Raw genomic sequence first — 25,356 nt, forward strand, 5'->3', positions numbered from 1 at the left:
TATCTGCCTGTTTTTGATATGTTCATTCCAACAACGGAGACAGGCAAATTATGGACGAAAAGAAACTCAAAGCGCTGGCGGCTGAACTGGCTAAGGGCCTTAAAACCGAAGCCGATCTTAACCAGTTTTCTCGGCACTGTTGCAAATAGTCGGTGGTGATAAACTTATCATCCCCTTTTGCTGATGGAGCTGCACATGAACCCATTCAAAGGCCGGCATTTTCAGCGTGACATCATTCTGTGGGCCGTACGCTGGTACTGCAAATACGGCATCAGTTACCGTGAGCTGCAGGAGATGCTGGCTGAACGCGGAGTGAATGTCGATCACTCCACGATTTACCGCTGGGTTCAGCGTTATGCGCCTGAAATGGAAAAACGGCTGCGCTGGTACTGGCGTAACCCTTCCGATCTTTGCCCGTGGCACATGGATGAAACCTACGTGAAGGTCAATGGCCGCTGGGCGTATCTGTACCGGGCCGTCGACAGCCGGGGCCACACTGTCGATTTTTATCTCTCCTCCCGTCGTAACAGCAAAGCTGCATACCGGTTTCTGGGTAAAATCCTCAACAACGTGAAGAAGTGGCAGATCCCGCGATTCATCAACACGGATAAAGCGCCCGCCTATGGTCGCGCGCTTGCTCTGCTCAAACGCGAAGGCCGGTGCCCGTCTGACGTTGAACACCGACAGATTAAGTACCGGAACAACGTGATTGAATGCGATCATGGCAAACTGAAACGGATAATCGGCGCCACGCTGGGATTTAAATCCATGAAGACGGCTTACGCCACCATCAAAGGTATTGAGGTGATGCGTGCACTACGCAAAGGCCAGGCCTCAGCATTTTATTATGGTGATCCCCTGGGCGAAATGCGCCTGGTAAGCAGAGTTTTTGAAATGTAAGGCCTTTGAATAAGACAAAAGGCTGCCTCATCGCTAACTTTGCAACAGTGCCCCACAGACACATGTAACCTCATCTGGCGCCTCCATGCCGCTGACGCGGCATCCGGAAGTTTCCCATGCTGTAGACCTTTAACGTCAGCTTTGTGCTGTGAGTTCAGCTAGTCTCAGTGCTTCATCGCGAAATTCCGGCGTGTACTGTTTACGGGCCGTTTTGCAGGTTTATGATGGTTTTGTCATGAGTAATCGCCTCTGGTTAAGAGTTTACTCACTTAGTAGCGGGTCCACTAATTGTGGGCGGGTTCAGAATAAACCAGAGAACACCCTCAACCAGACTCCTCATTTTGGTGCATTTTTTCGTACCTTGCCCCTTCATTGCGCAATATAAACCACGCCGAATCCCCACAACATACCCCGCAGCTGCTCAGTCTTGGTAATTTATTAATTGGCATGATTGGTGCTTAAACATTGTTGAACAAACAACCACAGAGACTCCACTATGAAAACGATGTTACGCATTGCCTGTCTTGCTGCACCTGTAATGTTGAATGTGGCGCAGGCGTCCACACTGCAACCGGGTAACCTGATCATTGGCTCTGACCTGACTTATCCGCCTTATAATTTCCTTAAGCAGGACAAACCGGCGGGTTTTGATACTGAGTTTATTGAGTTAATTGCCTCCCCGTTAAAGCTGAAACCGGTCGTTAAAGACACGCGTTTCGCCAGCCTGATCCTTGGCTTAAAAAGCAATAAGTTCGATGTTATCGCTTCAACACTCTATGTCACGCCGGAGCGCGCGCAGCAGGTGGATTTTCTGCCTTATATGAAAACCGGCGGCTCTTTATTGGTGATAGCCGGCTCGGCTTTCCAGCCGCAGAAGCCCGAAGACCTGTGCGGCAAACGGGTGGCATCAATTAAAGGCGGAGCCTGGATTGCCCGCCTGAATAAGGTGTCTACCGACTACTGCCAGTCTAAAAGCCTTGGCGCCATATCAGTGCAAGAATTCCCGACCTCGCCAGAAGCAACTCAGGCCCTGCTGTCGGCGGCGGTTGATGTGCAATATGAGGATGCCGCAGTTGCAAAAGCGACATTAGAGAAAACCGGGCAGCGCCTGAAAATTTCCTCTCAACAAATGATCTATCCCGTGGTGGTGGGGCTGGCGGTCAATAAAGACAACCCTGAATTATTGAAGGAACTGAAAGCATCCTTGGCGCAGAGGGTGAGCGATGGCAGCTACCGTGCGCTGTTGCAGAAGTACAACCTGCAAATGCCGGGTGCCGATGAAATATCGAAAGCGCTGGCAGGTAGTCTTTGACGGTTATCATCCCCCGGAGGAAACATGCATTTTGACTGGCGTTACCTGATAAGTTTATTCCACTACGCAGATTTCTGGCGTGCCAGTTGGCTGGTAGTGCAACTGAGCGTGATGACGTGGCTCGGGGGAATTGTGCTGGGCTTAGGCGTGGCGCTGGCTAAACAATCGCGTAACACCCTGTTGCGAAATGCGGCAGGCTGCTACATCTGGTTATTCCGCAGCCTGCCGTTGCTGGTGTTACTGATCTTTATTTTTAACCTGCCACAAATTTTCCCGACAACCAGCGGGTTACTGTCGAATCCATTCGCAGCCGGTTTGCTGGCGCTGATTCTTAGCGAAACCGCCTATATTGCGGAAATCCATCGTGGTGGATTGTTGTCAGTTCAGCGCGGGCAGTTTGAAGCAGGACGGGCGCTGGGGCTCAATAATACCCAGATCCGGCTAAGCATTATTATTCCGCAGGCATTACGTATCTCTCTACCAACGTTGGTGAATGAATTTATCACCATCGTGAAAATGACTTCGCTGGTGTCGGTTATCTCGCTGTCAGAAATCCTGATGGTGGGTGAACGCCTTTATACTGACAACTTCAAGGTGATGGAGACCCTGCTGGCGGTGGCCTTCTATTATGTGCTGATCGTTACGTTGTTCGAGCGCCTGTTTGGCTGGCTGGAGCGCCGCTGGGATGTGCTGAATCGTAAGCCCGCACCGTTTGATGTGGCGCAGGCTCGCGCCAGCTTGCCAGTACAGCCCGTTGCCACGCGCAAAAGCCACAGCGCATCGGCAAAACCGATTTTGAAGTTAACTGGTCTCAGTAAGTCCTTCAATGGCAAGCCGGTACTGAACAATATCAACCTCAGCGTGAAACCTGGTGAGGTGATCTCCATTATTGGCCCGTCGGGCTCAGGAAAAACCACGTTGATCCGCATGATCAATGGTCTGGAAAAAATGGATCAGGGTAGTGTTGAGCTGCTGGGACGTGCATTTATTCATGCAGGACAGCGCGAAAACGCACTCCCTTACCGTGCCCAGATAACCCGGCTTGGAATGGTTTTTCAGGGCTTCAACCTGTTTCCCCATAAGACAGTGCTGGAAAACCTGATGCTGGCCCCGCGACTGCATAACCTCGATAACCCTAATGATCTGTATAAGCGCAGCCTGGCCATGCTTGATAAAGTTGGCATGCTGGAACACGCTACGAAATACCCCCATCAATTATCAGGCGGACAGCAACAGCGCGTGGCCATCGCCCGTACTCTGGTAATGAAGCCCGCAGTGGTGCTTTTTGATGAGCCAACCTCGGCACTCGATCCGGAGCGAGTCAGCGAAGTACTACAGGTGATTGAAAAGCTGGCGGAAGAGGGGATCACCATGCTGATTGTAACCCACGAGATGAGGTTCGCGTTCACCATTTCCGACCGGGTGGTGTTTATGGAGCAGGGGCGTATCGAAATTGATGCGCCGCCGGAAGAAATTCGCCAAATGCGCAATCACCGGATCCTCCGCTTTATCGACGATATGGCTACGGCCTGAGGAGATTGTATGAAAGGATCTGCCGGGGAATCAGGCGCATTGTTCATTGAAATTCCTGAACATATTGATTTAACCGGGCTGCCTGCATTTGAGCGTATATCCATCCTGCTGCGTGAAAACATCATCAGCGGCAATCTGGTAGCTGGGCAGGCGCTGGGCGAAATTGAACTGGCGGCATTATGCGATAGCTCGCGTAACACCCTACGTGAGGCATTGCGTTTTCTGCATGGCGAAGGACTGGTGAATTATCACCAGAATCGCGGGGTCTTTGTTCGTCAGCTTGATAAGCGCGATATCCGCGACATATTCAAAGCTCGCCGCCATCTGGAAGTACTGGCGTTAACGGTCAACACGCCTATCAGCGATTTTCATCTGGCGCGGATGGAAAAGCATCTGGATAACGCTGCGCAATCAGCGGCGGCGTCGGAATGGCGCAGCGTCGGTACGCACAGCCTGCGATTTCATCAGAGCATCGTACAGATGCTGGGATGCGAGCGTTTTAATGATTTTTTCAGTGTGTTACTCGCGCAGTTGCGTCTGTTGTTTTGCAGCGGCGCCGGGGAGCGAGATTTCCAGTTGCCATGGATCGCACGCGATCGCCAAATCCTGGCCTTACTGAACCAGCAACAAAGCGAGGCAGCCTGCCGTGCGCTAATCGACTATCTCGATTACTCAGAACGACAGTTAACGACCAACTTTAGTCACCCAATTACCTATGGAGAATCTTACTGATGGCGAATTATCCTGCAGCGTATCAGAGCACGTCCGGCTCGGCGTTAGACGTTGACCGCGATTTCTACAAAGCGCTTGCCGAAGGCCCGCGTGAGCTTATCACCTCTCATCTGATTCCAATTCGTACTGGCTTTGCCTGGGAAGTTCCCGCCGGACATCTATTCCGGATTACCACGCCGGAAGGACCGCAGGTAGGGGATTTGAATATCTGGAACCGCCGTGACCCACGCGAAAGAATGTGGGTATCCCGTACCCGCCAATTACAACGGGCGCACCTGTCGACTTACGATCGACTCTGGTCGAATTTGCCGTTTATTCGTCCGATAGCGACCATCACCGCAGATTCGCTGGCGGATTATGGTATCGACAGCGACGGCGGCCGCGTACATGACCTGATGGGAACACGTTGCGATCCCTATGTAAATAAATTACTGACTGGCGAAGATTTCGATTTCCATTGCCATTCCAACCTGGTACGCGCTGTACAGCCCTGGGGACTGACAGAATTTGATGTCCATGACGTGATGAATGTATTCCAGTGCACCGGCCTGAATGACAATGACCAGTATTTTATGAAAGCCTGCCCGGCGAAGAAGGGTGATTACCTTGAGTTTTTCGCCGAAATCGATCTGTTATGTGCACTTTCAACTTGTCCGGGCGGCGATTTGTCGCTACCGATGTGGGGCGAAGAGGCGCAAGACACGCTGAGGGTCTGCCGTCCGCTTGGGGTGGAAATTTATAAGCCGCAGGCGGACCTGGTTGCCAACTGGACGCCGCCGGTTTCACCGGACTACCGTGGTAATCACGGTATGCAACTGAAGCCAGTTGCCTGGTAATACCATAAAAAACCCGCTGATAAAGCGGGTTTTTTTATCATCACGACGCCATGGGATCGGTATCTCTGTGTATGTCGGCCAGCATTGTCCCTGCCGTCACCATCTCACCAGCAGCGGCCCGAAGAGTAATTCGACCAGCGCAGGGCGCATAGAGCTGCGTTTCCATTTTCATCGCTTCCATCATGGCGATGGGGTCGCCTTCGCTAACCTGCTGGCTTTCTTCGACATGCCAGCTCAGTAAAACACCCGAAATGGGGGCTTCTACCACGCCTGCGTTCACCCGCAAGGGCCGTGCGGGCTGCGCATCCGGCTGTGTAACGCCATTCAGCAGCGAATCCGGCAGCCCCAGGGCAACACGCTTTCCATCGAGTTCTATCCAGACACACGTCAGGCTTTCTTCCCGTGCAGGCAATGTCCGGTCTGCCAGCGGCAAATCGACAGCAAAATCAGTTTCAATCCAGCGTGTATGCACAGAAAAAGGCGCGGTAATGAAATCCGGCTCCTGCAGGGCAGCGCGGTGGAAAGGAAGAACGCTTGCCAGCCCTTCTATTTTGAATTCAGCAAGAGCGCGTCGAGCTCGCGCAAGCGCCATTTCGCGCGATGGCGCCCAGACGATAAGTTTTGCCAGCAGAGAATCAAAAGTGGGCGGCACTGTCGAACCGGTCCGGACTCCGCTGTCCAGACGGATACCAATGCCGGACGGCGGTGAAAAGTCACTGATCGTGCCGGAAACAGGAAGAAATCCACGCGCAGGATCTTCGGCATTGATACGAAACTCAAAAGCATGGCCGTGCGGAGGCGGAGTTTCGGTATTGTCCAGCCGTTTGCCCCGGGCGATCTCCAGTTGGGCGATGACAAGGTCAATGCCAGTGGTTTCTTCCGTCACAGTGTGTTCAACCTGCAGGCGGGTATTGACCTCAAGGAAGGAGAACTCCCCTTCCGGGCTAAGCAGAAACTCGACGGTACCAGCGCCGCAGTACGCTGCTTCGCGACACAACTCTCTGGCTGCATCATGAATACGCTGACGTTGTTCATCACTGAGAAAAGGCGCGGGCGCTTCTTCAATCAGCTTTTGGTTACGGCGCTGTAACGAACAATCGCGCGTGCCTAGCACCTGTACGTTGCCATATTTGTCTGCCAGCACCTGCGCTTCAATGTGACGCGGCCTGTCTAAAAACCGTTCAATAAAACATTCGCCACGGCCGAATGCGGTCACCGCTTCGCGCACGGCTGAGACATACAGTTCTGGAATGTCCTCTCTTCGCCATACCACTTTCATTCCCCGTCCGCCACCACCATAAGCGGCTTTGATCACCAGCGGCAGGCCATATTGCTCGGCAAATTTCATGACGTCATCTACGCTGTTAACCGGATCCTGAGTTCCTGCCACTAACGGCGTGCCGACACGTTTTGCCAGCTGACGTGCTTTCACTTTGTCGCCCAATATATCAATGGCTTCTGGCGAAGGGCCAATCCAGCACAATCCCGCGGTAATGGTGCCAACTTACTGATTTAGTGTATGATGGTGTTTTTGAGGTGCTCCAGTGGCTTCTGTTTCTATCAGCTGTCCCTCCTGTTCAGCTACTGAAGGCGTGGTGCGTAACGGTAACAGTACTGCCGGACATCAGCGCTATCTCTGCTCTCACTGCCGTAAAACATGGCAGCTACAGTTCACTTACACCGCTTCTCAACCCGGTACGCATCAGAAAATCATTGATATGGCCATGAATGGCGTCGGATGTCGCGCCAGTGCACGCATTATGGGCGTTGGCCTCAACACGATTTTACGTCACTTAAAAAACTCAGGCCGCAGTCGGTAACCTCGCGCATACAGCCGGGCAGTGACGTCATCGTTTGCGCGGAAATGGACGAACAGTGGGGTTACGTCGGCGCTAAATCACGCCAGCGCTGGTTGTTTTACGCGTATGACAGGCTCCGGAAGACGGTTGTTGCGCACGTATTCGGTGAACGCACTATGGCGACGCTGGGGCGTCTTATGAGCCTGCTGTCACCCTTTGACGTGGTGATATGGATGACGGATGGCTGGCCGCTTTATGAATCACGCCTGAATGGAGAACTGCACGTTATCAGCAAGCGATATACGCAGCGCATTGAGCGGCATAACCTGAATCTGAGGCAACATCTGGCAAGGCTGGGACGGAAGTCACTGTCGTTCTCAAAATCGGTGGAGCTGCATGACAAAGTCATCGGGCATTATCTGAACATAAAACACTATCAATAAGTTGGAGTCATTACCCAATTTCTTCTCTGTGGTTAGTGAATTATGGCCTAATGCGTGGGATAGTAAAAACAGAAAATCCGTACTTAATAAAACCGTCGGATTTATTTCTTTGATTAGATTATTAAGAGATGTTTATAATATTTATGTTGATGAAGGTATCATAAACTATGGCGATATTATAGATAAGGACTTGTTCTATTCTAAACTAAAAGAAATTGATTTGGATGACTCTTATTTTGAAACTGTTGATGCTGTCTCAAAATCATCAGGTTATGTTTATAAAATAATGAAAAGTTTTATTAGTTAATTCTAGATTAAGCCCTATTTATCATAGGGCTTTTTATCACAAGCTTAGTGTGAAATCCTTTAAACTACGATGATTTCTTAATGCTGCAATCCCATCCTCAACATGCGCTGCCCACGCCTTAATCATCGCCTTCTGCTCTAGTTGCGGATAAAGCATCTTCAAGACCAATTCCGTTGCTTGCAATGTTTCCCCCAGCCACGTAATTTTATCCAGCGTCATCGCACCATCCAATTTCCTATTGTCACTCTCCGGCGAATAACGAAACTCGCTCTCCACTGAGCGGAAAAACGCCAGTCGAGCGGCAACATTGGGCGTGATCCCAGTATATCCTTTTAGCTTTTTAAGCTGCTCTTCAGTTTGACAACTAAGCACCATTCGATTCGGGAGCATCAGATAGCCTCCTTAGTTAGTTCCCAGAAATAACCGGGTTTCAGCGCAGATGATTTGGTATGCGCATTAAACACAATCTCATAAGCATGAGAAATATCATCACGCAGTCGATCGACGAAATAACGCTCGTCCACTTCAGTATCGGTGGATAGCAGCACAACCTGATGGCTGGCCTCCGGGAAATAATGATTAATCAACTTATCCCGGTGCTGAGAATCCAGACGCCCTAACGGCGTATCAATAATCACCGGGAAATCACGCCCAGAGGTTTTTGCCAGCGCCTCAAGAATAGCAATCGCATAAATCTGCTTTTCACCCGCAGAAAGCAGCTTACGATTAATCACCAAACCCTTTTCATCCACCAGCTCAACATCAAACGTCTGCGGATTGATATGTGCATTAAGCTGTAAATCTTCTTTACGAGCCAGCTTGTGGTAGGCGATTTCAAAGTTAGCAGATAATTTTTTCACTCGTGCCTGCGTTAACACATCGCTGTAGTAATCGAGCAGGTTAATGGTTTCATGCGCATTTTTAAGTGCGCTGCTTAAACCGTGTTGGCTACGGGTGATGTCGTGTGCTTTCTGTACCTGGCGAACACAGTCCAGTTGCTGCTGTTTCGTCCGTTTAGCCTCTTCCAGCAGTGAGCGATATTTTTGGCGCTGTTTTTCACGCTTATGGTCGAGATCGCGTAAAGCTGCAAAGAGATCCATTAACTGCTCGTCTTCCGGGGCGCGAGCAATATTAGCAGCGGCCTGCTCCAGCTGTTGTTCAATATCTGCTAACTGATGACGGTAAATATCAAAACGCTGCCATGCTTTCTTGCTGTCTTGTTCAATGGATTGCTGGAGCATACCGGCTTCACGCTCAGAAATATCAAACAGCAAATCACCTTTTGGTTTGGTTGCCATATATGCGTCCAAATTATTGGCAATCGCTTCGGTAGCAATGGCTTTGGTACTACTCTCACTGCTGGAACGGAACGCGATATCATTTTTGAGTTGAGTTAAAAATTGATTTAACTCCGTCTCAAAACTTTTCGCCTGCTTGATCTGTGCTTCATTGGCAATTTTTTCCAGCAACCGCGACAATGTGTTAGGTGCCAACGCATAAGGCAACGATCCATCACATTCCTGTCGTAACGCTTTTTCCAGACGCTCTTTTTCTTTTAACAGCGTTTCAACTTTCAGTTTTTCCTGCGCTTTGGTCTGGGCAAATGCGCCGCCTTGCGCATTTAACAATCCTTCATGGCGAATAATGTCCTGGGATAAAAATTCAATCCGCGAGTTGACAAAATCGGCTTCTTCCAACAATTTCTCCGCCTGACCGGCAAGAGTTTTAATTTTTGTCTCAAGCGCTTCAACCTGCTGTTGCTGGGAGCCACCCAACTGGGCGGTTTGCTGGCGTTTGACAAAAATCATTAAGTCATTTTGCAGTCTGGCGATTAGATCCAGTCCCAGCAAGCGGCGCACCGCTGTACGCAGAATATTGCCGGATTCATCCTCCGCCAGCTCTGCGATCTTTTCTCCATCAAAAAAGAAAAGATCGGCAACACCATGAGGGATTAATTCATTCAAAAATCCCTGGCACTGGTCATAACTGAGTTCACTACGCGGTTGTCCGTCCTGCTGCAAAGATAGACGATCTTTCTTTCCTTTTTTCCAGCTACGCGTGACGGTAAATTCAGTCTCATGACCGTTTTGGTTATAGGTAAAAGTCAGTTCTACTGCGGCCTCTTCCGGACGCTCTGCCGTATATGTTCCGTTATGCACCAGCGCAGCGAGTTGTTCAACATACTCCTGCTGCTGCATTGCTGGGCCAAATGCTAAACGCCCATACAGCGCCAGCCGAATAGCCGACAAAATAGACGTTTTTCCAGCGCCATTTAAACCACCAAACAGCACAATCGGGCGAGGGTTTGCTTCATGCGGGCGCTTTCTGGGAGCCAGATCGATGGTGTGTGTGCCGCAAAATACTCGAAAATTATGTAATACCAGTTGCTTAATGAGCACGTTCATTTTCCTCATCGATAAGCACAGACGATTCGCCCGCATCGATAATTCTGCGCTGTAAAGTCTGAAGTTCATCTTCCAGCTTTTCAACTTCGTCCTGATGAATATCCCGATCGTTGCGCTTTTGCAGCGTTGCTTGTTGCTGCTGGATCTCTTCCAGGCTGCCCCAGTCCTGCTTCAAAATTGTGCCGAGCTTGTCAAAAATCCCCTGACGACGACTTAACCCTTCCATCGAGGTTTCCAGCTCAATCAGTTTCATCACCATTTCAGGTACTACGTCAAACCCTTGCGTTATCTGCGCCAGCAAATCAGCATCGCTGGCATCAAAGCGCGACTGATCGTCAACTACCCAATTCAGATCCTGCTGATATACCTCGCGGTAAATCCCCGGCAATGTATCGTACCAGTCTGGCTCGTTAGGATCCTTCAACCACTCCTGGCGGATAGCGTGCAGCTCCGGCTGGGTAATTAACGTAATTGTGTGGCCCTGGGCGTTTAAATCACGCTCAATTTCCAGTAAGTCTTTTAACCACTGCTGGCGGTATTTGAGCCAGTAGGGGCCAGGAACATGCTTACGCTCTGCGCTGCGATCTTCGCCGTCTTTAGCGTACTGATAGCTCACCTTGCCGGTACGGCGTTTATAGTTGCGATACTTATCTTTATTTACCGGATCGGTTGTAAACGCCAGTAGATCGCGATATTTCAGCAATGGCGACATCCACTCTTCACCATTCTTGATCAGACTTTCCATCGCTTTATCTTTGGTGACTACGGTACAGGTCCAGCAGCCAAAGCGAGAATTCCCGCAAGAGGGTGTACTTTCGTCGATCACCAGGGGACACTCACCCTGTGCGGAAGAGTCCATATACAGCGTCCACAAAGGACGGTTGTTTCCACCCCATGGGCTTTCCCATTCGTCGATATCTTCAGGTGCATAGCGGAACGCGCCGCGCAGCAGCTTCCAGACATCTTCTACATCCCAGGTATCAATGGGGGTATAGATAAACGCATTTGCCAGTGTGGTGTGCCGGGCCAGGCGTGAGCCATCAATTTTGTGTTTTGCTATTACCTGTGCACGAGAAGCGCTTTCGCTGCTACGTGAGCCGAGGACAACAATCACTTCATCAAACTGGCTGACCTTATCTTTAATAAAGTCACTGACCGGGTTGATCTTCATCCGTTCGGTACACCAGCGAAAACTCCGGGTTGGAGCCGGATAACCTTTCCCCAGTAAATTGACCCAGAAGGTTTCATTAGTTTTAGGCGTTACCGCATGTTGAGTGATCGGCAGGCCATTACGCTTTGCGCCTGCTTCAATCTGCAACATCGTTTTCTTAATTAAATCTACTACCACAGGTGTTTCCACCAGCGTATCGGATGACACTACAAAAACATCTTTGCTGCGCATTTCCGGGGGTAGGCCGAGCAGGGCCAGATACACCAACGTGATCACGGCGGAAGAATCTTTCCCGCCGCTATAGCCAATTACCCACGGACGCTTATCCGCACAATAAATTCTTTGAACCTCAGCAACATATTCGGCTAGAGGGCGTCCAGCGAACTGTTCCTGATTAATAAAATCTTCGTATTCGGCCAAATCGTAGGCCTGAACTAATTTACTCATGAGACAACCATTTGAGCTTCAAGCTCCTGTTCTTCAGGAGTGAGGGGGATTGAGAGCGCGGTTTTTAGCGCATTACAGGTGAGCTGGATCGCGGTACTGGTTTTACTAAGTTTGCCGTGCTGCATCGCACGTTTGACGAGATCCGGGTTGTTTCTGCGCCAGTTAAATGTTTTGAGTGCAGCGATTTTCTCCGGCCATTGCTCAGGATAATCCGTCAACAGGGTATATCCCAGCAGCCCAAGGGCCTGTAATCCAATGCCATGAGCGTGAACATAATCTTGTCGTAACTGAACCGGTGAAACCTCTTTTTTAGCCGCTAGCTGCCAATCCGGCATCACGCTAAAAATAGCTTGCCAATATTGGGTAGCAACTTGGGTGCATTCCTCAAAGTTGTTCTCTTTGGGATCTTTACCCAACAATGCTCTGGTAGCCTGCTTGATGCTGCTCAACGTAAATAACTTATTCGACCGCTGACTGATGCCAGATTTTTCCAGTTCTGTCATCCCAACAAACGGCTCTATGGACATCGCCAGGTAACGTGCCAGATTTGAACTGGCATCGCGATGATCGTATAGAGACGCCAGCGACGGGCTGGGGCGAATGGCGTATTTATTCAGATCGGCGAACATCTGCTGGCTGCGTTTTAAGCCTTCATCAACAAAGAACAACACCGGAATATTATCCTGGCCCAGTTCCGGGCGAGCCTCTAAAGCGTCTTCAATCGCTTTGCGGCGATGTTGACCGTCGTTGATCAGAATTTGTGCATCCATTGGCACACACAACGTCCCCAGGTTATTGGAACCGGGAAACTCATCAAATTGGACGTCTACGGCAATGGAAGCCGTCAGTGCTGAAAACACATAATCTTTAGGATTTTCGAGTAGATAACGCACCATTTCGGGGATGCGAGATTTATTGAGCGTACGCTGCGCACGTAACTCGGGGGGGACATCATTTTCATCAAAGCTAAAAATTTTGGGGATGATACGCATCGGGCATGTGGCAATGTAGAAGGGGCGGCCTGCCTGAATGCCACGTATAGCCGGAAAAGAGTAGCAATAATCTGCATCAACACTAGCCATGCTGTAATCCGTAAAAACCGAATGAATTGAGTTACGTGATATTTTACGTAACACTGGATAAGAATTACAGCCATTTCACGTAATAAATTGCGTACTATCTTCCGATATACCCGCAATTTAGTTCTATACCCAATACATTCGTGCAGATACGGTCTATTCTGCAGAACTCTCGCTTTTCCCTAGGGTCAATGACTTGTAGCACATCCAGTAGTTTTATCAGCACCATATTATCCCTCTGTCTCCCCGGTTCGCCAACACCATTTCCGTGAAGTTCTAGCCCAATTCATCGAAATGAGCAGCAGGGGTTCCGAAAGCACTGGTATGCAATCCCAATCTACAGCCGCAGGAAACGCAACTCTATACCAGCCACGGTACACTCATAGCCTCACTGACCGTCACAAAGTGACCTCCCCAGTTATTTGCCTGATAGCATTTCAGCATGCGTATACCGTAAACTTCTGTGTTCTGACAGCCTTGTCGGGATGCATCTGACTGTATTCGCCGGTTCGACAGGTCAAACAATAACGTTCGCCGTGGTAATCGCTGTCACAGCCGTTACAATGCCAGTAGGCTTGGAAAACCAGCGGGCGTGCATCCGATACATAACATTGTAGTTGCCGTACCAGTCGTGTCTCTTTCCGATCCGGCTTAACGTATGGACAGTGCTGTCTACCATTCTCCGTCAGCGTATCGTGTCGGTGTTCAAACCACGGGCGTTCAGTCTGGTATTCCGGATGATACTCCAGTGCACTGTTGCACAAGTGGCAGGTGTAGCGGTCATAGGGGGCGGGCTGTGCGGTACGGGCACCGGTAAGACGACCGTTGCCATCAAGGGCCATGAAGGATTTTGCGTACATAGTATTGTTCCTTACCGCCAGACGACACGCAGGTGTCTACCGTCCCAGTGCGGGCAGCGTGTGAATGGCGGGTTTGTTAAGAATTGTCTGGAGGAAGGAGCAAGCCTGTTCTGGCTGTCGCTACTGTTCGGTGGTTGTCACACTATGTGGCACTGACGTAAAAAACAGTCAGATCCTGCCTCGTGGTCGCCCTGTCAGTGGGCGCGGTGGTACTTCGTTGCAGCCAAACAACGGCATCCCCTGTTTTTGTTGAATTTTGGCCATATACGCCAGCACCTGTCGGATGTTGGTGATACTGTCCGGATTGCTGTAACGTACCGGAATATTGATATTGGCCTCGTAATGTTCTTTAAACTCACACCGGTGATACCAGCCATCCCGGTCTGTGATATCGATCCAGTACAAACCGGCCTGCTGCGCCCAGGGATAGGTATTCTGCGTTTTACTACCATCCAGCCAGAACACGACATGGGCATGGTAGTGGTGGTCTTCTGTCCATTCGATAACCCAGAAGAAACCGACCACCGCTTCGAGTTGCATCATACGGTTCATCAGCTTTCGGATATCCCATTCGAGCTGCTGGTGATCCTGCAGGAAATACTTAGCGGTATGATCCTGGTAAAACAGATCTATTCGGAATGCCCGCAGGCAGGAATAGCGCTCTACCAGTTTGTCGATATGGTTGTTCAGGAGTGACTGTAGAAACCAGTCTGGCTCCCATCGTTGATTATTTTGCATAGGATGAGTTTCTTTAGTGCTGGTGAGGGCCAGCCAGTGGAATACACCAGGCCTTCAGGAAGGGTCATGGCTGGGGGAACTGCATGGATTGAGGGATGATTGTAAAAAGGGAGTGCCTATTAATTATATTAATTAACCTAAATTAACTTTCACTCCCCAATTACTCTCAAATCCCTTGTAGGACAAGGCTTCAGGCATGCTTCAGCGGTTCAGTTGTCGTCCGCCATGCAAAGCAGACATATTCGTCCATCAGACTGGTCAGCGCAGGGTTTTCAGCCTGCCGGTCATTGATCCAGATATCCATCTCCTTGTCTTTTTTGAACCTAAGGTTGTCGGTCCAGTCCTCAAGACAATTCCCCAGCATCAAATCGTACCAGCACAGCCAGACAAGCTTCAGACGCAACTCACTACCGCTGAACTGCTGGAACAAACTGATGAGCTTGTTTGCCAGAGGGCGTTGTTTTAAACGCACGCACTCAGACAGCAAAATCCCCTCCAGCATGGGATGGTGAGCCAGCAAGTGTTCCTGGGTAAATAAACTGACGCTCAGGTCATCATTAACAGTCAGTGGGGCTGCTGATCTTCCATAAATAATTCGGTGCAGACACTGGGGAACAACAGCAATAACCTCTTCCTCTCCCGGAAAATTAAGGCTACCAACCGTCAGGGTATGATGGTGGTAGATATTCTGGTGGCACATACCCGATTTGACCGTCAGCTTCGTAAAATCGGTCAACCAGACCTGATAATATTTATAAAGCTCTTCGTAACGAGGCTTGTAATCTTTCATGGTTCATATTCCTTCTGGCTTAAATGACAGACGGCAGAAAACCTCCGGAGCAACCGGATAGTTATTATTCTGCTGAGGGTTTAGTCTGGCGGGAGGTTATTTGCGGGACTGGTCGATTCGCTCCTGTAGCCAGTTTTCGACTTCGCTTTTTAACCATCGGGAGCTTCGCCCCAGTTTGATTGGTTTGGGAAAGATTCCGTCCTTAATGAGCTTATAAATCCACTTATCTGTCATTTGCAGCAGACTAGTGATAAATGCCATGTCAACGAACTGGTCTTCGGTCAGTGAAGGGCGGGTAGTCATGATTTGTATCTCCGGTTAAGAAAGGTCAGCCGGATTAGTGATGTTTGATAACGACCACTGCTCCGACATACCTACCGGGCTGATACGTAAAAAAAGCGAGGTACATTGACCTTTGCTCTGTTCCCCGTATTCACATAGGTATTTATTTACCGGGAAGTCGACGCATTATTAATGCTTTTATCGCCTGGAAATGAATCATTGCCGGGGATCAGCGGCTGTTGTAAATTAACCATAAAGAAGGGGGGAGCTCAGCCAGATGCGCAAAGCGTCAGGAGTAGTCTCTGGTGAACACGATTCTCAGCATTGGCAGTGAACGCAGTGACATAAAAAAGTGACCACCACCCTGTTAACAGAGACAAAAAGACAATGTAATTCACATCACAAAAATCCTATTTCCCCCGAGTTCATGTACGTGAAATAGATTGAAATTCTTACTGAAACCATGCTAAAACTTCTTTAATTTACGTGAAATCACGTAGTGATTTAAGATTGGAGGTAGTATGGTTAAGTTAACGGGCAATGACCGGAGCAGGATACAGCATCTGGAGAAACGACTACGGGAGGCATTAGATAAGAATTTTTATCATCCTCCTGCCGGGGCAAGTGAAAACGACTATCGTTCATATCAGCAAAAAGTCATTATTTATCTTCGGAGTATTAACACACCCGAAAATAATATTAATGCCTTTCTTTATGAAACAGATCGCCTTTATTCAGGGATGTTTCCATCTGAAAGTGATACAGAGTGGTATCGAAATGATCCACGGGCGAGCTTATGGCTGGTTTGTGAACTCTATGAGGAACTGAAGAAAAATAAAGTTGAGCATAATGCCGATTTTTTATCACCGGAATTATTACAGCCAAGCCATAATGTAAGAGTTGATGCCATGCGTAGATGTATTAATGACTGGCCTTTATTTTTCACCACACAAAATGATTTCATCAAAGACAGAGGCATTGAATGGGCTAACCTTCTGGATGGTCATGATTTATTCAGAGATGTAAGATCAAGTAAAGTAGATGTTGGTTCATGGCTGAAGGATTATATTAAAAATAATACACCAATAGGTTTAAATCGAATTTGCGGTGAGTCTCCAGAAGAAGTCATGGCTTGGTGCTATACCAGTTATTTCATTTGGAGAAAAAACAACCTGCACTTACCTGATTCAGTTGAGTTGTTTGACAGGAAATTTAAGGGCGCGTGGGCAACCCAGAAAAACAGAAACAAGAAGAAAGTTGAGCTAAACCTGATAGCTCTGAATGTAAATATAACTCAAAAATCACGCGATATTTTAGCTGATTACTGCACATGCAAAGGTGTATCGAGAGACTCGGCTATTGAGCATGCAATTAAAACGGCACTCAGTAAATTTAAATAGACAACAGGTTTATTCTAACAGATTTCAGACAGATATTATCTCCGTGAATCCCCCGCCTCCTTTACCGAAGCGCGGGAATTTTTTGTTTTTCACGCTGAGAACCCTGTATGACTAAACCTCATGGCCTTCAGGCCCTTGAACAACCGCTGACGTCGCTTCCCGATACGCTTCGCCAGCTCATTCTTGAACGTATTAAGAACCTCACCCACTACGAGCCGGTGATTGGCATCATGGGCAAAAGTGGTGCCGGTAAATCCTCGCTCTGTAATGAACTCTTCCGGGGCGAGGTCTCCCCCGTTAGTGATGTGAACGCCTGCACCCGTGATGTACTGCGCTTCCGGCTGCGCAGTGGTCGTCACAGTCTGGTGATTGTTGATTTACCGGGTGTGGGAGAAAACGGGCAACGAGACCATGAATACCGCGCCCTGTACCGGCGTATGCTGCCGGAGTTAGACCTGGTGCTGTGGGTCATCAAGGCCGACGACCGGGCGCTGTCGGTGGACGAGCAGTTCTGGCACGGTGTGATGCAACCTTACCGGCAGCAGGTGCTGTTCGTGCTGAATCAGGCCGACAAAATCGAACCCTGTCACGAATGGGATACCCACACCAGTACACCTTCACTGCAGCAATGGGAAAACCTGAAGGTGAAGCAGACTGCGATTACGGCAATGTTTAAACCACATCATCCGGTCTGCATGGTGTCCGCCTGCAGCGGCTGGGGCGTGGAGGAGATGGTGGCAACCATGATGCGCTGTCTGCCGGACCGCGCCACCAGCCCGGTGGCGACACAGCTGCACGGGAGGCTCTGCACAGAGCCGGTAAAGTCGCAGGCGCGTGACGGCTTCGGTGAGGCTGTGGGCCGGATGTTCGATACGGCTGAATCATCGTCGTTCCTGCCCGCCCCACTGAAAACGGTGATTCACACCGTGCGTGATGCGGTGGTGTCGGTTGCGCGGGCTGTATGGGACTGGATTTTCTTCTGATGTCGAGCAGGCATTGTACTAACGTGCGGACATACCCTGTCCGTTTGCAGGCTTTTACTCAGGGGGGAAAGAGCAAAATTCCCCGGTAGCCCCCGCCATTCCTGACATCGACCGATTTAAAAAATCGTCTTTCTGTGTCCATACCCTGCCACGCCCCCTTGTTACACTAACCCACATCTTTTCAGTGAATTAGCTAACCGGAGAACGAAGCCTTATGAATCAGGCTGAACGTCGCCATGACCGGCTTGCCGTCCGACTGTCGATGATTATTGGCCGTCTGGTGGCAGGCGAAACGCTGGATATGCGCAAACTGGCCGCCGAGTTTGGCGTGTCGGTTCGCACCCTGCGCCGGGATTTTCGTGAACGACTGATGTATTTGGACCTGGAGTACCGTCATGGGCGTTGCCGTTTGCTGTCGGGTAGTCGTCAGCGGGAACTGGCAGTGATGACCTTTGCCCGCCAGTCAGGTGTTGAGGCGCTCTTTCCGGGGCTGGACGGGCATCTGGTCAGCTCGCTTCTGGGCGGGCCTGGAGAGTCACCCTGCCTTATCTGGCAGGGACATTCCGCACAGGCCGTCACCGATAGCGGGGTTTTTACCCAACTGGTGAATGCCGTCCAGGAATGCAGGAAGGTGACCCTGCGCGGAAACGGATGCTGCCATACGGATATTGCCCCCTACCGGCTGGTTCTGCACGTCGGTAACTGGTATCTAACGGGGGCGATCCAGACCCGCATCATCGCGCTTCCTCTGACGGATATCCGCGCCGTCACGCTTCATCCCGACAGTTTTACCCCTGATGCCACCGTGCACGACATCCTGTCCCGTCAGGATTTTTTACAGGCATTACCTCATTTCCGGTTCATCGGTGAAGTATTGTCCGGCTTCGTCCCTGAACTACATCAACCCGCAACAGAAGGATAACATGATGAAAATAAGACGTATCACACCCGGCAACCCGACTTCCGGCAAACGCTGCCCGGACTGTGGCTCTCACGACACCATCCCCTGGGCTGATGGCTGGATGTGCCGGGACTGCGGGTGTGAATGGGGCAAAGACAACGGCTATCTGTAGAAGGTGGGGCAATGGGATTCTGGAAGGCTGCCGGAAAACTCGCGGCTGAAGTGGCAAAAGACGCACTCAGCAGCGCACGTGAAGTAAAGGCGATACATGACCGCCTGGAAGACAAAAGCAGCGCTGAACTGAGAAAGATAACCACTGACGATGGTTTTTTCAGCAGCACTACCATCACGGAAAAGCGCCTGGCTCGCAGCATTCTGCGTAACCGGGACGACCGTTAATGACACCACAGGGCCGGGACAGGCCCTGTTTTTATTTCAGGAAATAAAAATGATGAAAAGGGTAAAACTTTCCACCTGTGCGAAATGGCTGGCGCTCGGCCTGCTTGTTGTGGTTAACAGCAGTTATGCTGCCTCCCGGGTGAAAACAGCGGCTCAGGCGATTCAGTGTCAGCCTGATACTCAGGAAAACGGCTACAACGGGACCTGTCCGTATCCTGCCGACCTTTACCGCGCCGACCCCGTCTGGAAAAAAGATATGGAATCGGCCTTACAGCAGGCGGGTATCCGTAACGTACTGGGACCGGATGGCAGTCTGAACGGGCCGGAAGAGACGCTGGAGCCCGTCACCGTCGGTGGCAGGCAATGGCTTCAGGGCTCGCTGTGTGAGCAGGGGAACTGTGGCGACCATTATCTGCGTTTTTTATATTCGCCGGGTACGCATCAGGTTCTGGGTTTCTACGTTGACGGTCAGGCACGCTGGGTCGGGAAACCACCGGCAGAAGAGGCGAAACTGTTGCGCGGTAATGCCGACGCCATTGCGGAGAAAACACCGTTACCGTCTGCCTTGCCCACAATACCCACGGCGCCAGCGGACGGAGCCCCGGCCGACACCATCTGGACCTTTAAAGGGGATGGCGGAAAATCGTTATGGCAGGTCTGTGGTGGTAAGAACAGCAGTTGTACCATTATCGCCAACACGAAGTATTACGTTGCCGTTCTGAATCGTAAATCCGCGACGGGCTGTGCTTTCGGTGATTTTTATGTTGTCGCCCGCGATACCGCATCATGGCAGCAGTACGATACCGGCACATGCAGCCCGGATGCGTATATCCGCAAGGGTAGTATTAACAACGGCCAGTATCTGTCCGTCGATATCGGTATCAACGGGGTGCTTGTGAAGCAGTTCCCGATTGGTTACTGGTCAATGCGCAAGGAATTTCCGGTAGCCGACGCCCTTCGTGGTCAAAGGTTAAGGAAAAAAATCAGCAGAACTGAGAGCATCAGCGATAAAACCAGTCATCAGGCCATGTTCCTTCGGGAGCATGGCCTTTTTGTTTTATGCCATTAATCAGGAGTATTCACATGCCAGACGCTGGCAATCTGCTGCTGTCCGATGGGCCCTTTACCCGCAGGCAGGCCGATGTCGTGGTAGTGGCGTATCAGAACGTCGCTATTGAAGATGACCAGGGTACGCATTTTCGGCTGGTCATTCGCGACCACAACGGGCAGTTGATCTGGCGGGTATGAAGTTTTGAAGCCAGTGCCGGGGAATGGCTTAACTGCTATCTGCTCAGCCACGGTATCCCCAGAGGCTGACTCACCACGGGCCTCGCCCGAACGTTAACCATATGACCTACTGGCCATGTTCCCATCGGGAGGACATGGCTTTTTTGTTTATGCCGTTAAATCAACCATAAGGAATTAACCATGCGCTTAGCCAGCCGTTTTGGGCGGACAAACCAGATCCGCCGCGACCGCCCCTTAACCCGCGAAGAACTGATGCAGGTTGTCCCCAGCGTCTTCGGGGAAGGTAAGCACGCTTCCAGAAGCGATAAATACACGTTCATCCCCACCATTACCCTGCTCGACAACCTGCAACGTGAAGGCTTTCAGCCGTTCTTTGCCTGCCAGACCCGTGTGCGCGACCAGAGTAAGAGAGAGCACACTAAACACATGCTGCGCCTGCGTCGAGAGGGGCAAATCACCGGCAAGCAGGTGCCGGAAATCATTCTCCTAAACAGCCACGATGGTTCCAGCTCGTACCAGATGCTGCCGGGGCTATTCAGATCGGTTTGCCAAAATGGACTGATTTGTGGTGAGAGTTTTGGAGAGGTGCGTGTGCCACATAAAGGCAACGTGGTGGAGAAAGTCATTGAAGGGGCTTATGAAGTGCTGGGGATATTTGACCGGGTGGAGGAGAGGCGCGATGCCATGCAGTCACTTTTGTTACCGCCCCCCGCCCAGCAGGCAATGGCTAAAGCGGCATTAACTTATCGCTTTGGTGAGGAGCATCACCCGGTGACGGAATCGCAAATCCTTTCTCCACGCCGCTGGCAGGACGAAAGTGACGACCTGTGGACCACTTACCAGCGTATTCAGGAAAACCTGATTAAAGGCGGCCTGTCGGGACTAACGACCAAAGGAAAGCGCACCCATACTCGTGCTGTGAAAGGAATCGACGGCGATGTAAAGCTCAATCGCGCGTTGTGGGTGATGGCTGAAAATATGCTACAGCTCGCCTCATGAACCACATACTCATCTCGTTTATAGCCCTGTAGCTTGTTGCTATGGGGCTTTTTATTTTAAGGATTTTCCATGTCTGAACTGATATTACCTCCGGCTTTTCCAGCGAATGAGCAACGTATTATCCGTCGCGCTATGCGCCTGCTGGAGAAATACCTGCGCCAGCCTGGTAAACAGTTTCTTGCCGCGAATTGTACGAAAACCTGGCTACAACTGCATCTGGCGCGACAGGAACGAGAAGTCTTTATCGTACTCTACCTCGATAATCAACATCGCCTGCTGGAACACGAAACTCTATTTCTCGGCACGATCAGCCATACCGAAGTTCATCCCCGTGAAATTGTAAAATCTGCACTGCGCCATAACGCAGCAGCGGTGATAGTCGCCCATAACCATCCGTCAGGGATTACGGATGCAAGTAAGGCAGACAGAACCATCACCGCCCAAATCGTAAACGCTCTGGGTCTGGTCGAGGTTCGGGTGCTGGACCATTTCATTATCGGTAATGGCGAAATATTGTCTTTTGCTGAACGGGGCTGGCTGTAGCGAGAAATTTCACCTACTTAACGGATATAAAACAGGAGGAAATGATGGAGAAAAACGATCCCATCGAATGGGGGCTTCGACGCGATATCACGCCGCGTGTAGGAGCACGACTGGTACAGGAAGGAAATCAATTGCATTACTTGGCTGACCGGGCCGGTGTCACCGGCATTTTTAATGAAGCTGAGAGCCGCAAACTGAATGCAGCATTTCCGCATTTCGTGGAGCAGATGGAGTTAATGCTACTCTCCGGGGAACTAAACCCCCGTTATGCACATTGTGTCACCCTGTACCATGATGGATTTACCTGTGAAGCTGACACGCTTGGCTCTTATGGTTACGTCTACATTGTCATTTACCCCACTCAACGCTGACCGATTTTAGCCTCAACCTTAACGAGAACAACCCCATGAAAACTTTACCTGCATCAACTCAGCGGGTGGCTAAGCCATGCCCGACGCCCGTAGTTGTCTGGCAAACGCTACTCACCCGTCTGCTGGAGCAACACTATGGTCTGGCTCTGGACGACACGCCATTCTGCGATGAAACAGTCATTCAGGAACATATTAACGCCGGTATCACACTGGCTGATGCCGTTAACTTTCTGGTGGAAAAGTACGAACTGATTCGTATCGATCGCAGAGGGTTTAGCTGGCAGGAACAATCGCCTTATCTTCGGGCAGTAGATATTTTGCGGGCGAGACAGGCAACGGGTCTGTTACGACAAAGCCATAATCTTTCGACACGCTGAATCTTGCGAGCCTCCATCCCGAATTACATTCCCGATCTGTCTTCCTTATTTACTCATTGCATAATGCGCCTGCCACTCCCGGCAGGCGTGTTTGCTTTTATACGGACAAAAATCATGCAAACAGAAGCTGAAGTCTTAACTGACCATAATGAGCTAATTTGCTCAACCAGTATCGAACGCATTGTCACAGGACGTGATGCTGCGCTGAGCCTGATAGAAATCCTGATCCATAAGCTTGATGATATCTCACGGCTAACCTCCAGCATCGGTGGTGATGTGGCGGAGCATTGGGCGATGCGACAGGGCCATTCCTTTGACTGCTGGCTGATGCAACCAGTAGATAAAGCGATGCCGGTGATTACCCGCAATATCGACCGCAGTATCTGGCGCGATCTCATGCTGAAGTCCGGGATGTTGACCTTGATGGATGCCGAAGCCCGCAGCCAGTGGGCTAAAAACCTCGAAGAGGGCGATCTTCCGGCCATCAGTGAAGCCAACATCCTAAGTACCTTTGAACAACTCCACCACAATAAGCAGGATGTTTTCGAACGTGGGATTATCAATGTCTTTAAAGGGTTAAGCTGGGACTACAAAACCAATAATCCCTGTTATTTCGGTAAGAAGATTATCGTCAACAATCTGGTGAAGCATGACAGATGGGGCTTCAGTCTGAACTGGGGGTGGCGGCGCGACCAGTTAGCCGATCTGGAGCGAATGCTCTACCTGCTGGATGGTAAAACCATTCCCGATAACCGGCATGATGTCTCCATCCGGTTTATGGATTTTGTGCGCGATAATCCGCATCAGCAGATTTTCGAAGATGAGTTGTTCACTATTCGCTACTTTCAGAAGGGCAGCGGGCATATCACGTTCAAACGTCTGGATCTGGTAGAAAAGATGAATGACATTGTGGCGAAGCACTTTCCGGGGATGTTGCCTGCGAAATGAGATGTGATGTTTTTATAGGCACCTCTATGCTAATCTTAATAGGAGTTATTAAATGTTATTGACGGAGGTAATCCCTATGGGTTCGCTTACTAAACAAACCATCAGCGCACAGATACCCGTTGAGTTGGCTGCTGCTGTTGAAAATCTGGCAATTGAGTTGGACCGTTCTAAGAGCTGGATTATTAAAGAAGCGTTGACCAGTATGCTGGCCGAAAGAGAACGGCGTCATCAGAGCATTCAGGCCGGTCTTGCCGATGTGGATGCTGGTCGCGTGGTGAGCCACTCGGACATGGTGGATTTTGCTAATCGCTTAAAGAAATCCTGATAAATGGAAGTTTACTGGACGCTTAAAGCTCAGGATGACCTGGAGCGTATCTACCGTTTTGCCCTTCAGTACAGCCGCCAGCACGCCGATGAGGTTTTGGATCGCCTGATTACTGGTTGTGCTGGTCTTACAGCGCATCCGGCAATTGGCGTACAGCAGACTCGGTATGAACCTCGTGAGGTCCGAAAAGTGTTATTCGATGATTACGAGGTTCACTACGAACTTCGCGATAATGACATCTATATCGTGGATCTTTGGCATACCAAAGAAGAACGATGAAAAGATTTTCTTTTCGTCCATGAGTGCTGATGAATGAGTAAAAAACACAGCTCTGTGTTTTTTACTCAATTTTGTGTTTTAATGGCACTTTCTACTCCTTCTGAAGGATGGATGCCATGTTACAGAACAACATCAAACAGCTCCGTACCCAGCTATCTATCACTCAGCGCGAGCTGGCATTTATGGTCGGCACCAGCCAGCAACAAATTCAGCGTATCGAAACCGGGAAGGTTGCGGCAAAGCTGAGTCTTGCACAGGCAATATGCAATGCCCTGGATAAACCTCTAAACGTAGTGTTCCCGGAAAGCGATCGGTTGATAAACGACTTCCGCAAGAAGCGTCGTAAAACCGATGAAGATCTTGAGGCGATAGCCACAAGAGGTATTGAAATGGATAGCGGTCTCTGGACCGTAAAACTTTGGCTACAGGGGCAGCAGGACTATTTGTTGTTGCCCATTTCAGCAGCGGATAAGCGGAGGTTTTATTATTATTTTCAGGAAAAAAACACCCCAAACACAGAACGCTTCTTCGTTTTTGATTCTTCCGAGTATCGTTATGCGTTAAATATGCGTGAAGTGGTATTTCATCAGTTTCTGTCTGATGGTCTGCGGCCAATCGTTGACAAAGAGGATGATGCCTACGAAGACGATTATTTTAATGTCCATATCACGCTGGTAAATGGCGGACCAGTGATTCCACTAAGTGTTGAGCCTGATGCTCCGCAAAACGAAAAGACGGATGATATCGGCCAGTTGAATGCGTTTTTTGACACGCTGGATTGCGAGCCTGAAACCACGGATCGTTTTATGATAACCGACGAAGACGGAGAAGATGCTTTCATCCGTATTGGTTCTATCGCTATGGTGCGAGTCGCGCTTGACGCGTTAGAACCTGTGGAAGATGATGAAGAGTAATTTTTAGCTAGCTGTATTCACAGGGAATCGCGTTG

The 25,356-nt window shown here is 50.0% G+C and carries 29 protein-coding genes and 1 pseudogene; 21 read left to right on the top strand and 9 right to left on the bottom strand.

Going from position 1 to position 25,356, the window contains the following annotated elements:
- The first annotated feature begins 195 nt into the window (after positions 1-195).
- The 5 genes from OGX98_RS22390 (at position 196) to OGX98_RS22410 (ending at position 5,313) form a co-directional block, all read left to right on the top strand.
- Entirely contained in the window at positions 196-900 is a 705-nt protein-coding gene (locus OGX98_RS22390; protein ID WP_049026484.1) for an IS6-like element IS26 family transposase, read from the top strand.
- Between the two features lie 496 nt (positions 901-1,396).
- A complete protein-coding gene (locus tag OGX98_RS22395; protein ID WP_004186996.1) occupies positions 1,397-2,212 on the top strand; it encodes an ABC transporter substrate-binding protein in 816 nt (271 codons plus the stop codon).
- Positions 2,213-2,236: 24 nt separating this feature from the next.
- Positions 2,237-3,745: an amino acid ABC transporter permease/ATP-binding protein gene (locus OGX98_RS22400; RefSeq protein WP_004186997.1), complete on the top strand. Its 1,509-nt coding sequence runs from the start codon at positions 2,237-2,239 to the stop codon at positions 3,743-3,745.
- A 9-nt stretch (positions 3,746-3,754) separates the two neighbouring features.
- Complete coding sequence (locus OGX98_RS22405; protein ID WP_004186998.1) at positions 3,755-4,477, top strand: GntR family transcriptional regulator; 723 nt, start codon at positions 3,755-3,757, stop codon at positions 4,475-4,477.
- A complete protein-coding gene (locus tag OGX98_RS22410) occupies positions 4,477-5,313 on the top strand; it encodes a DUF1989 domain-containing protein (RefSeq protein WP_004186999.1) in 837 nt (278 codons plus the stop codon). The genes OGX98_RS22405 and OGX98_RS22410 overlap by 1 nt, the downstream gene beginning before the upstream one ends.
- Positions 5,314-5,353: 40 nt before the next feature.
- Here the strand turns inward: OGX98_RS22410 and OGX98_RS22415 are convergent, their stop codons facing one another.
- Positions 5,354-6,745 carry an ATP-binding protein gene (locus tag OGX98_RS22415; RefSeq protein WP_004187000.1) on the bottom strand — a complete coding sequence of 464 codons (1,392 nt, stop codon included), beginning with the start codon at positions 6,743-6,745 and terminating at the stop codon, positions 5,354-5,356.
- 112 nt (positions 6,746-6,857) lie between these two features.
- Here OGX98_RS22415 and OGX98_RS22420 point away from each other — a divergent pair.
- Positions 6,858-7,555 (top strand): IS1 family transposase gene (locus tag OGX98_RS22420; protein ID WP_286595941.1). Its coding sequence is split into 2 segments (ribosomal slippage): positions 6,858-7,107 and positions 7,107-7,555, totalling 699 coding nucleotides; the frame shifts between segments, so codons are not numbered across the junction.
- Between the two features lie 343 nt (positions 7,556-7,898).
- Here OGX98_RS22420 and dndE read toward each other — a convergent pair.
- The 8 genes from dndE to OGX98_RS22460 form a co-directional block, all read right to left on the bottom strand.
- Entirely contained in the window at positions 7,899-8,252 is a 354-nt protein-coding gene (gene dndE / locus OGX98_RS22425; protein ID WP_094107502.1) for a DNA sulfur modification protein DndE, read from the bottom strand.
- Complete coding sequence (gene dndD / locus OGX98_RS22430; RefSeq protein ID WP_191028150.1) at positions 8,252-10,261, bottom strand: DNA sulfur modification protein DndD; 2,010 nt, start codon at positions 10,259-10,261, stop codon at positions 8,252-8,254. The genes dndE and dndD overlap by 1 nt, the downstream gene beginning before the upstream one ends.
- Complete coding sequence (gene dndC / locus OGX98_RS22435; RefSeq protein WP_273622432.1) at positions 10,251-11,885, bottom strand: DNA phosphorothioation system sulfurtransferase DndC; 1,635 nt, start codon at positions 11,883-11,885, stop codon at positions 10,251-10,253. Before dndC ends, dndD begins: the two co-directional genes overlap by 11 nt.
- Positions 11,882-12,967, bottom strand: a complete 1,086-nt coding sequence (gene dndB / locus OGX98_RS22440) for a DNA sulfur modification protein DndB (protein ID WP_286595945.1) — start codon at positions 12,965-12,967, stop codon at positions 11,882-11,884. The genes dndC and dndB overlap by 4 nt, the downstream gene beginning before the upstream one ends.
- A gap of 434 nt (positions 12,968-13,401) precedes the next feature.
- Entirely contained in the window at positions 13,402-13,824 is a 423-nt protein-coding gene (locus tag OGX98_RS22445; RefSeq protein ID WP_094107505.1) for a putative zinc ribbon protein, read from the bottom strand.
- Positions 13,825-13,992: 168 nt separating this feature from the next.
- Positions 13,993-14,562, bottom strand: coding sequence for a YagK/YfjJ domain-containing protein (locus OGX98_RS22450; protein WP_273622430.1), 570 nt, complete (start codon positions 14,560-14,562; stop codon positions 13,993-13,995).
- A 190-nt stretch (positions 14,563-14,752) separates the two neighbouring features.
- Complete coding sequence (locus tag OGX98_RS22455) at positions 14,753-15,352, bottom strand: hypothetical protein (protein WP_273622429.1); 600 nt, start codon at positions 15,350-15,352, stop codon at positions 14,753-14,755.
- Between the two features lie 96 nt (positions 15,353-15,448).
- Positions 15,449-15,655, bottom strand: coding sequence for a helix-turn-helix transcriptional regulator (locus tag OGX98_RS22460; protein WP_004108780.1), 207 nt, complete (start codon positions 15,653-15,655; stop codon positions 15,449-15,451).
- A 500-nt stretch (positions 15,656-16,155) separates the two neighbouring features.
- Here OGX98_RS22460 and OGX98_RS22465 point away from each other — a divergent pair, with 500 nt between their 5' ends.
- From OGX98_RS22465 to OGX98_RS22535, 15 genes and pseudogenes are all read left to right on the top strand, one after another.
- On the top strand, positions 16,156-17,034 hold the full coding sequence (locus OGX98_RS22465; RefSeq protein ID WP_094107508.1) for a hypothetical protein: 879 nt from the start codon (positions 16,156-16,158) through the stop codon (positions 17,032-17,034).
- A 107-nt stretch (positions 17,035-17,141) separates the two neighbouring features.
- Positions 17,142-18,017, top strand: a complete 876-nt coding sequence (locus OGX98_RS22470; RefSeq protein WP_286595946.1) for a GTPase family protein — start codon at positions 17,142-17,144, stop codon at positions 18,015-18,017.
- Between the two features lie 214 nt (positions 18,018-18,231).
- Complete coding sequence (locus tag OGX98_RS22475) at positions 18,232-18,939, top strand: helix-turn-helix transcriptional regulator (RefSeq protein WP_094107510.1); 708 nt, start codon at positions 18,232-18,234, stop codon at positions 18,937-18,939.
- 1 nt (position 18,940) lies between these two features.
- Positions 18,941-19,090 carry a hypothetical protein gene (locus OGX98_RS22480; protein WP_001458941.1) on the top strand — a complete coding sequence of 50 codons (150 nt, stop codon included), beginning with the start codon at positions 18,941-18,943 and terminating at the stop codon, positions 19,088-19,090.
- Positions 19,091-19,101: 11 nt separating this feature from the next.
- On the top strand, positions 19,102-19,317 hold the full coding sequence (locus OGX98_RS22485; RefSeq protein WP_042944388.1) for a hypothetical protein: 216 nt from the start codon (positions 19,102-19,104) through the stop codon (positions 19,315-19,317).
- A gap of 49 nt (positions 19,318-19,366) precedes the next feature.
- Complete coding sequence (locus OGX98_RS22490) at positions 19,367-20,386, top strand: Ivy family c-type lysozyme inhibitor (RefSeq protein ID WP_286595947.1); 1,020 nt, start codon at positions 19,367-19,369, stop codon at positions 20,384-20,386.
- A gap of 14 nt (positions 20,387-20,400) precedes the next feature.
- Positions 20,401-20,634, top strand: a pseudogene (locus OGX98_RS22495) (DUF905 family protein).
- Positions 20,635-20,745: 111 nt separating this feature from the next.
- Complete coding sequence (locus tag OGX98_RS22500) at positions 20,746-21,564, top strand: DUF932 domain-containing protein (protein ID WP_094107512.1); 819 nt, start codon at positions 20,746-20,748, stop codon at positions 21,562-21,564.
- A gap of 69 nt (positions 21,565-21,633) precedes the next feature.
- On the top strand, positions 21,634-22,107 hold the full coding sequence (radC, locus tag OGX98_RS22505) for a RadC family protein (RefSeq protein WP_191028156.1): 474 nt from the start codon (positions 21,634-21,636) through the stop codon (positions 22,105-22,107).
- A 44-nt stretch (positions 22,108-22,151) separates the two neighbouring features.
- Positions 22,152-22,478, top strand: a complete 327-nt coding sequence (locus OGX98_RS22510; RefSeq protein ID WP_106107569.1) for a type IV toxin-antitoxin system YeeU family antitoxin — start codon at positions 22,152-22,154, stop codon at positions 22,476-22,478.
- Between the two features lie 35 nt (positions 22,479-22,513).
- Positions 22,514-22,855: a TA system toxin CbtA family protein gene (locus OGX98_RS22515; RefSeq protein WP_286595948.1), complete on the top strand. Its 342-nt coding sequence runs from the start codon at positions 22,514-22,516 to the stop codon at positions 22,853-22,855.
- A 114-nt stretch (positions 22,856-22,969) separates the two neighbouring features.
- Positions 22,970-23,803 (top strand): DUF4942 domain-containing protein, encoded by an 834-nt coding sequence (locus OGX98_RS22520; RefSeq protein ID WP_032676675.1) that lies wholly within the window; start codon positions 22,970-22,972, stop codon positions 23,801-23,803.
- Between the two features lie 76 nt (positions 23,804-23,879).
- Positions 23,880-24,128 carry a CopG family ribbon-helix-helix protein gene (locus OGX98_RS22525; protein WP_000535213.1) on the top strand — a complete coding sequence of 83 codons (249 nt, stop codon included), beginning with the start codon at positions 23,880-23,882 and terminating at the stop codon, positions 24,126-24,128.
- A 3-nt stretch (positions 24,129-24,131) separates the two neighbouring features.
- Positions 24,132-24,407: a type II toxin-antitoxin system RelE/ParE family toxin gene (locus OGX98_RS22530; RefSeq protein ID WP_094107515.1), complete on the top strand. Its 276-nt coding sequence runs from the start codon at positions 24,132-24,134 to the stop codon at positions 24,405-24,407.
- Between the two features lie 116 nt (positions 24,408-24,523).
- Positions 24,524-25,321, top strand: coding sequence for a helix-turn-helix transcriptional regulator (locus OGX98_RS22535; protein WP_094107516.1), 798 nt, complete (start codon positions 24,524-24,526; stop codon positions 25,319-25,321).
- Positions 25,322-25,356: the final 35 nt, after the last annotated feature.

This window comes from Citrobacter sp. Cm046, from assembly GCF_030333065.1.
GTDB classification, from domain to species: Bacteria; Pseudomonadota; Gammaproteobacteria; order Enterobacterales; family Enterobacteriaceae; genus Citrobacter; species Citrobacter murliniae.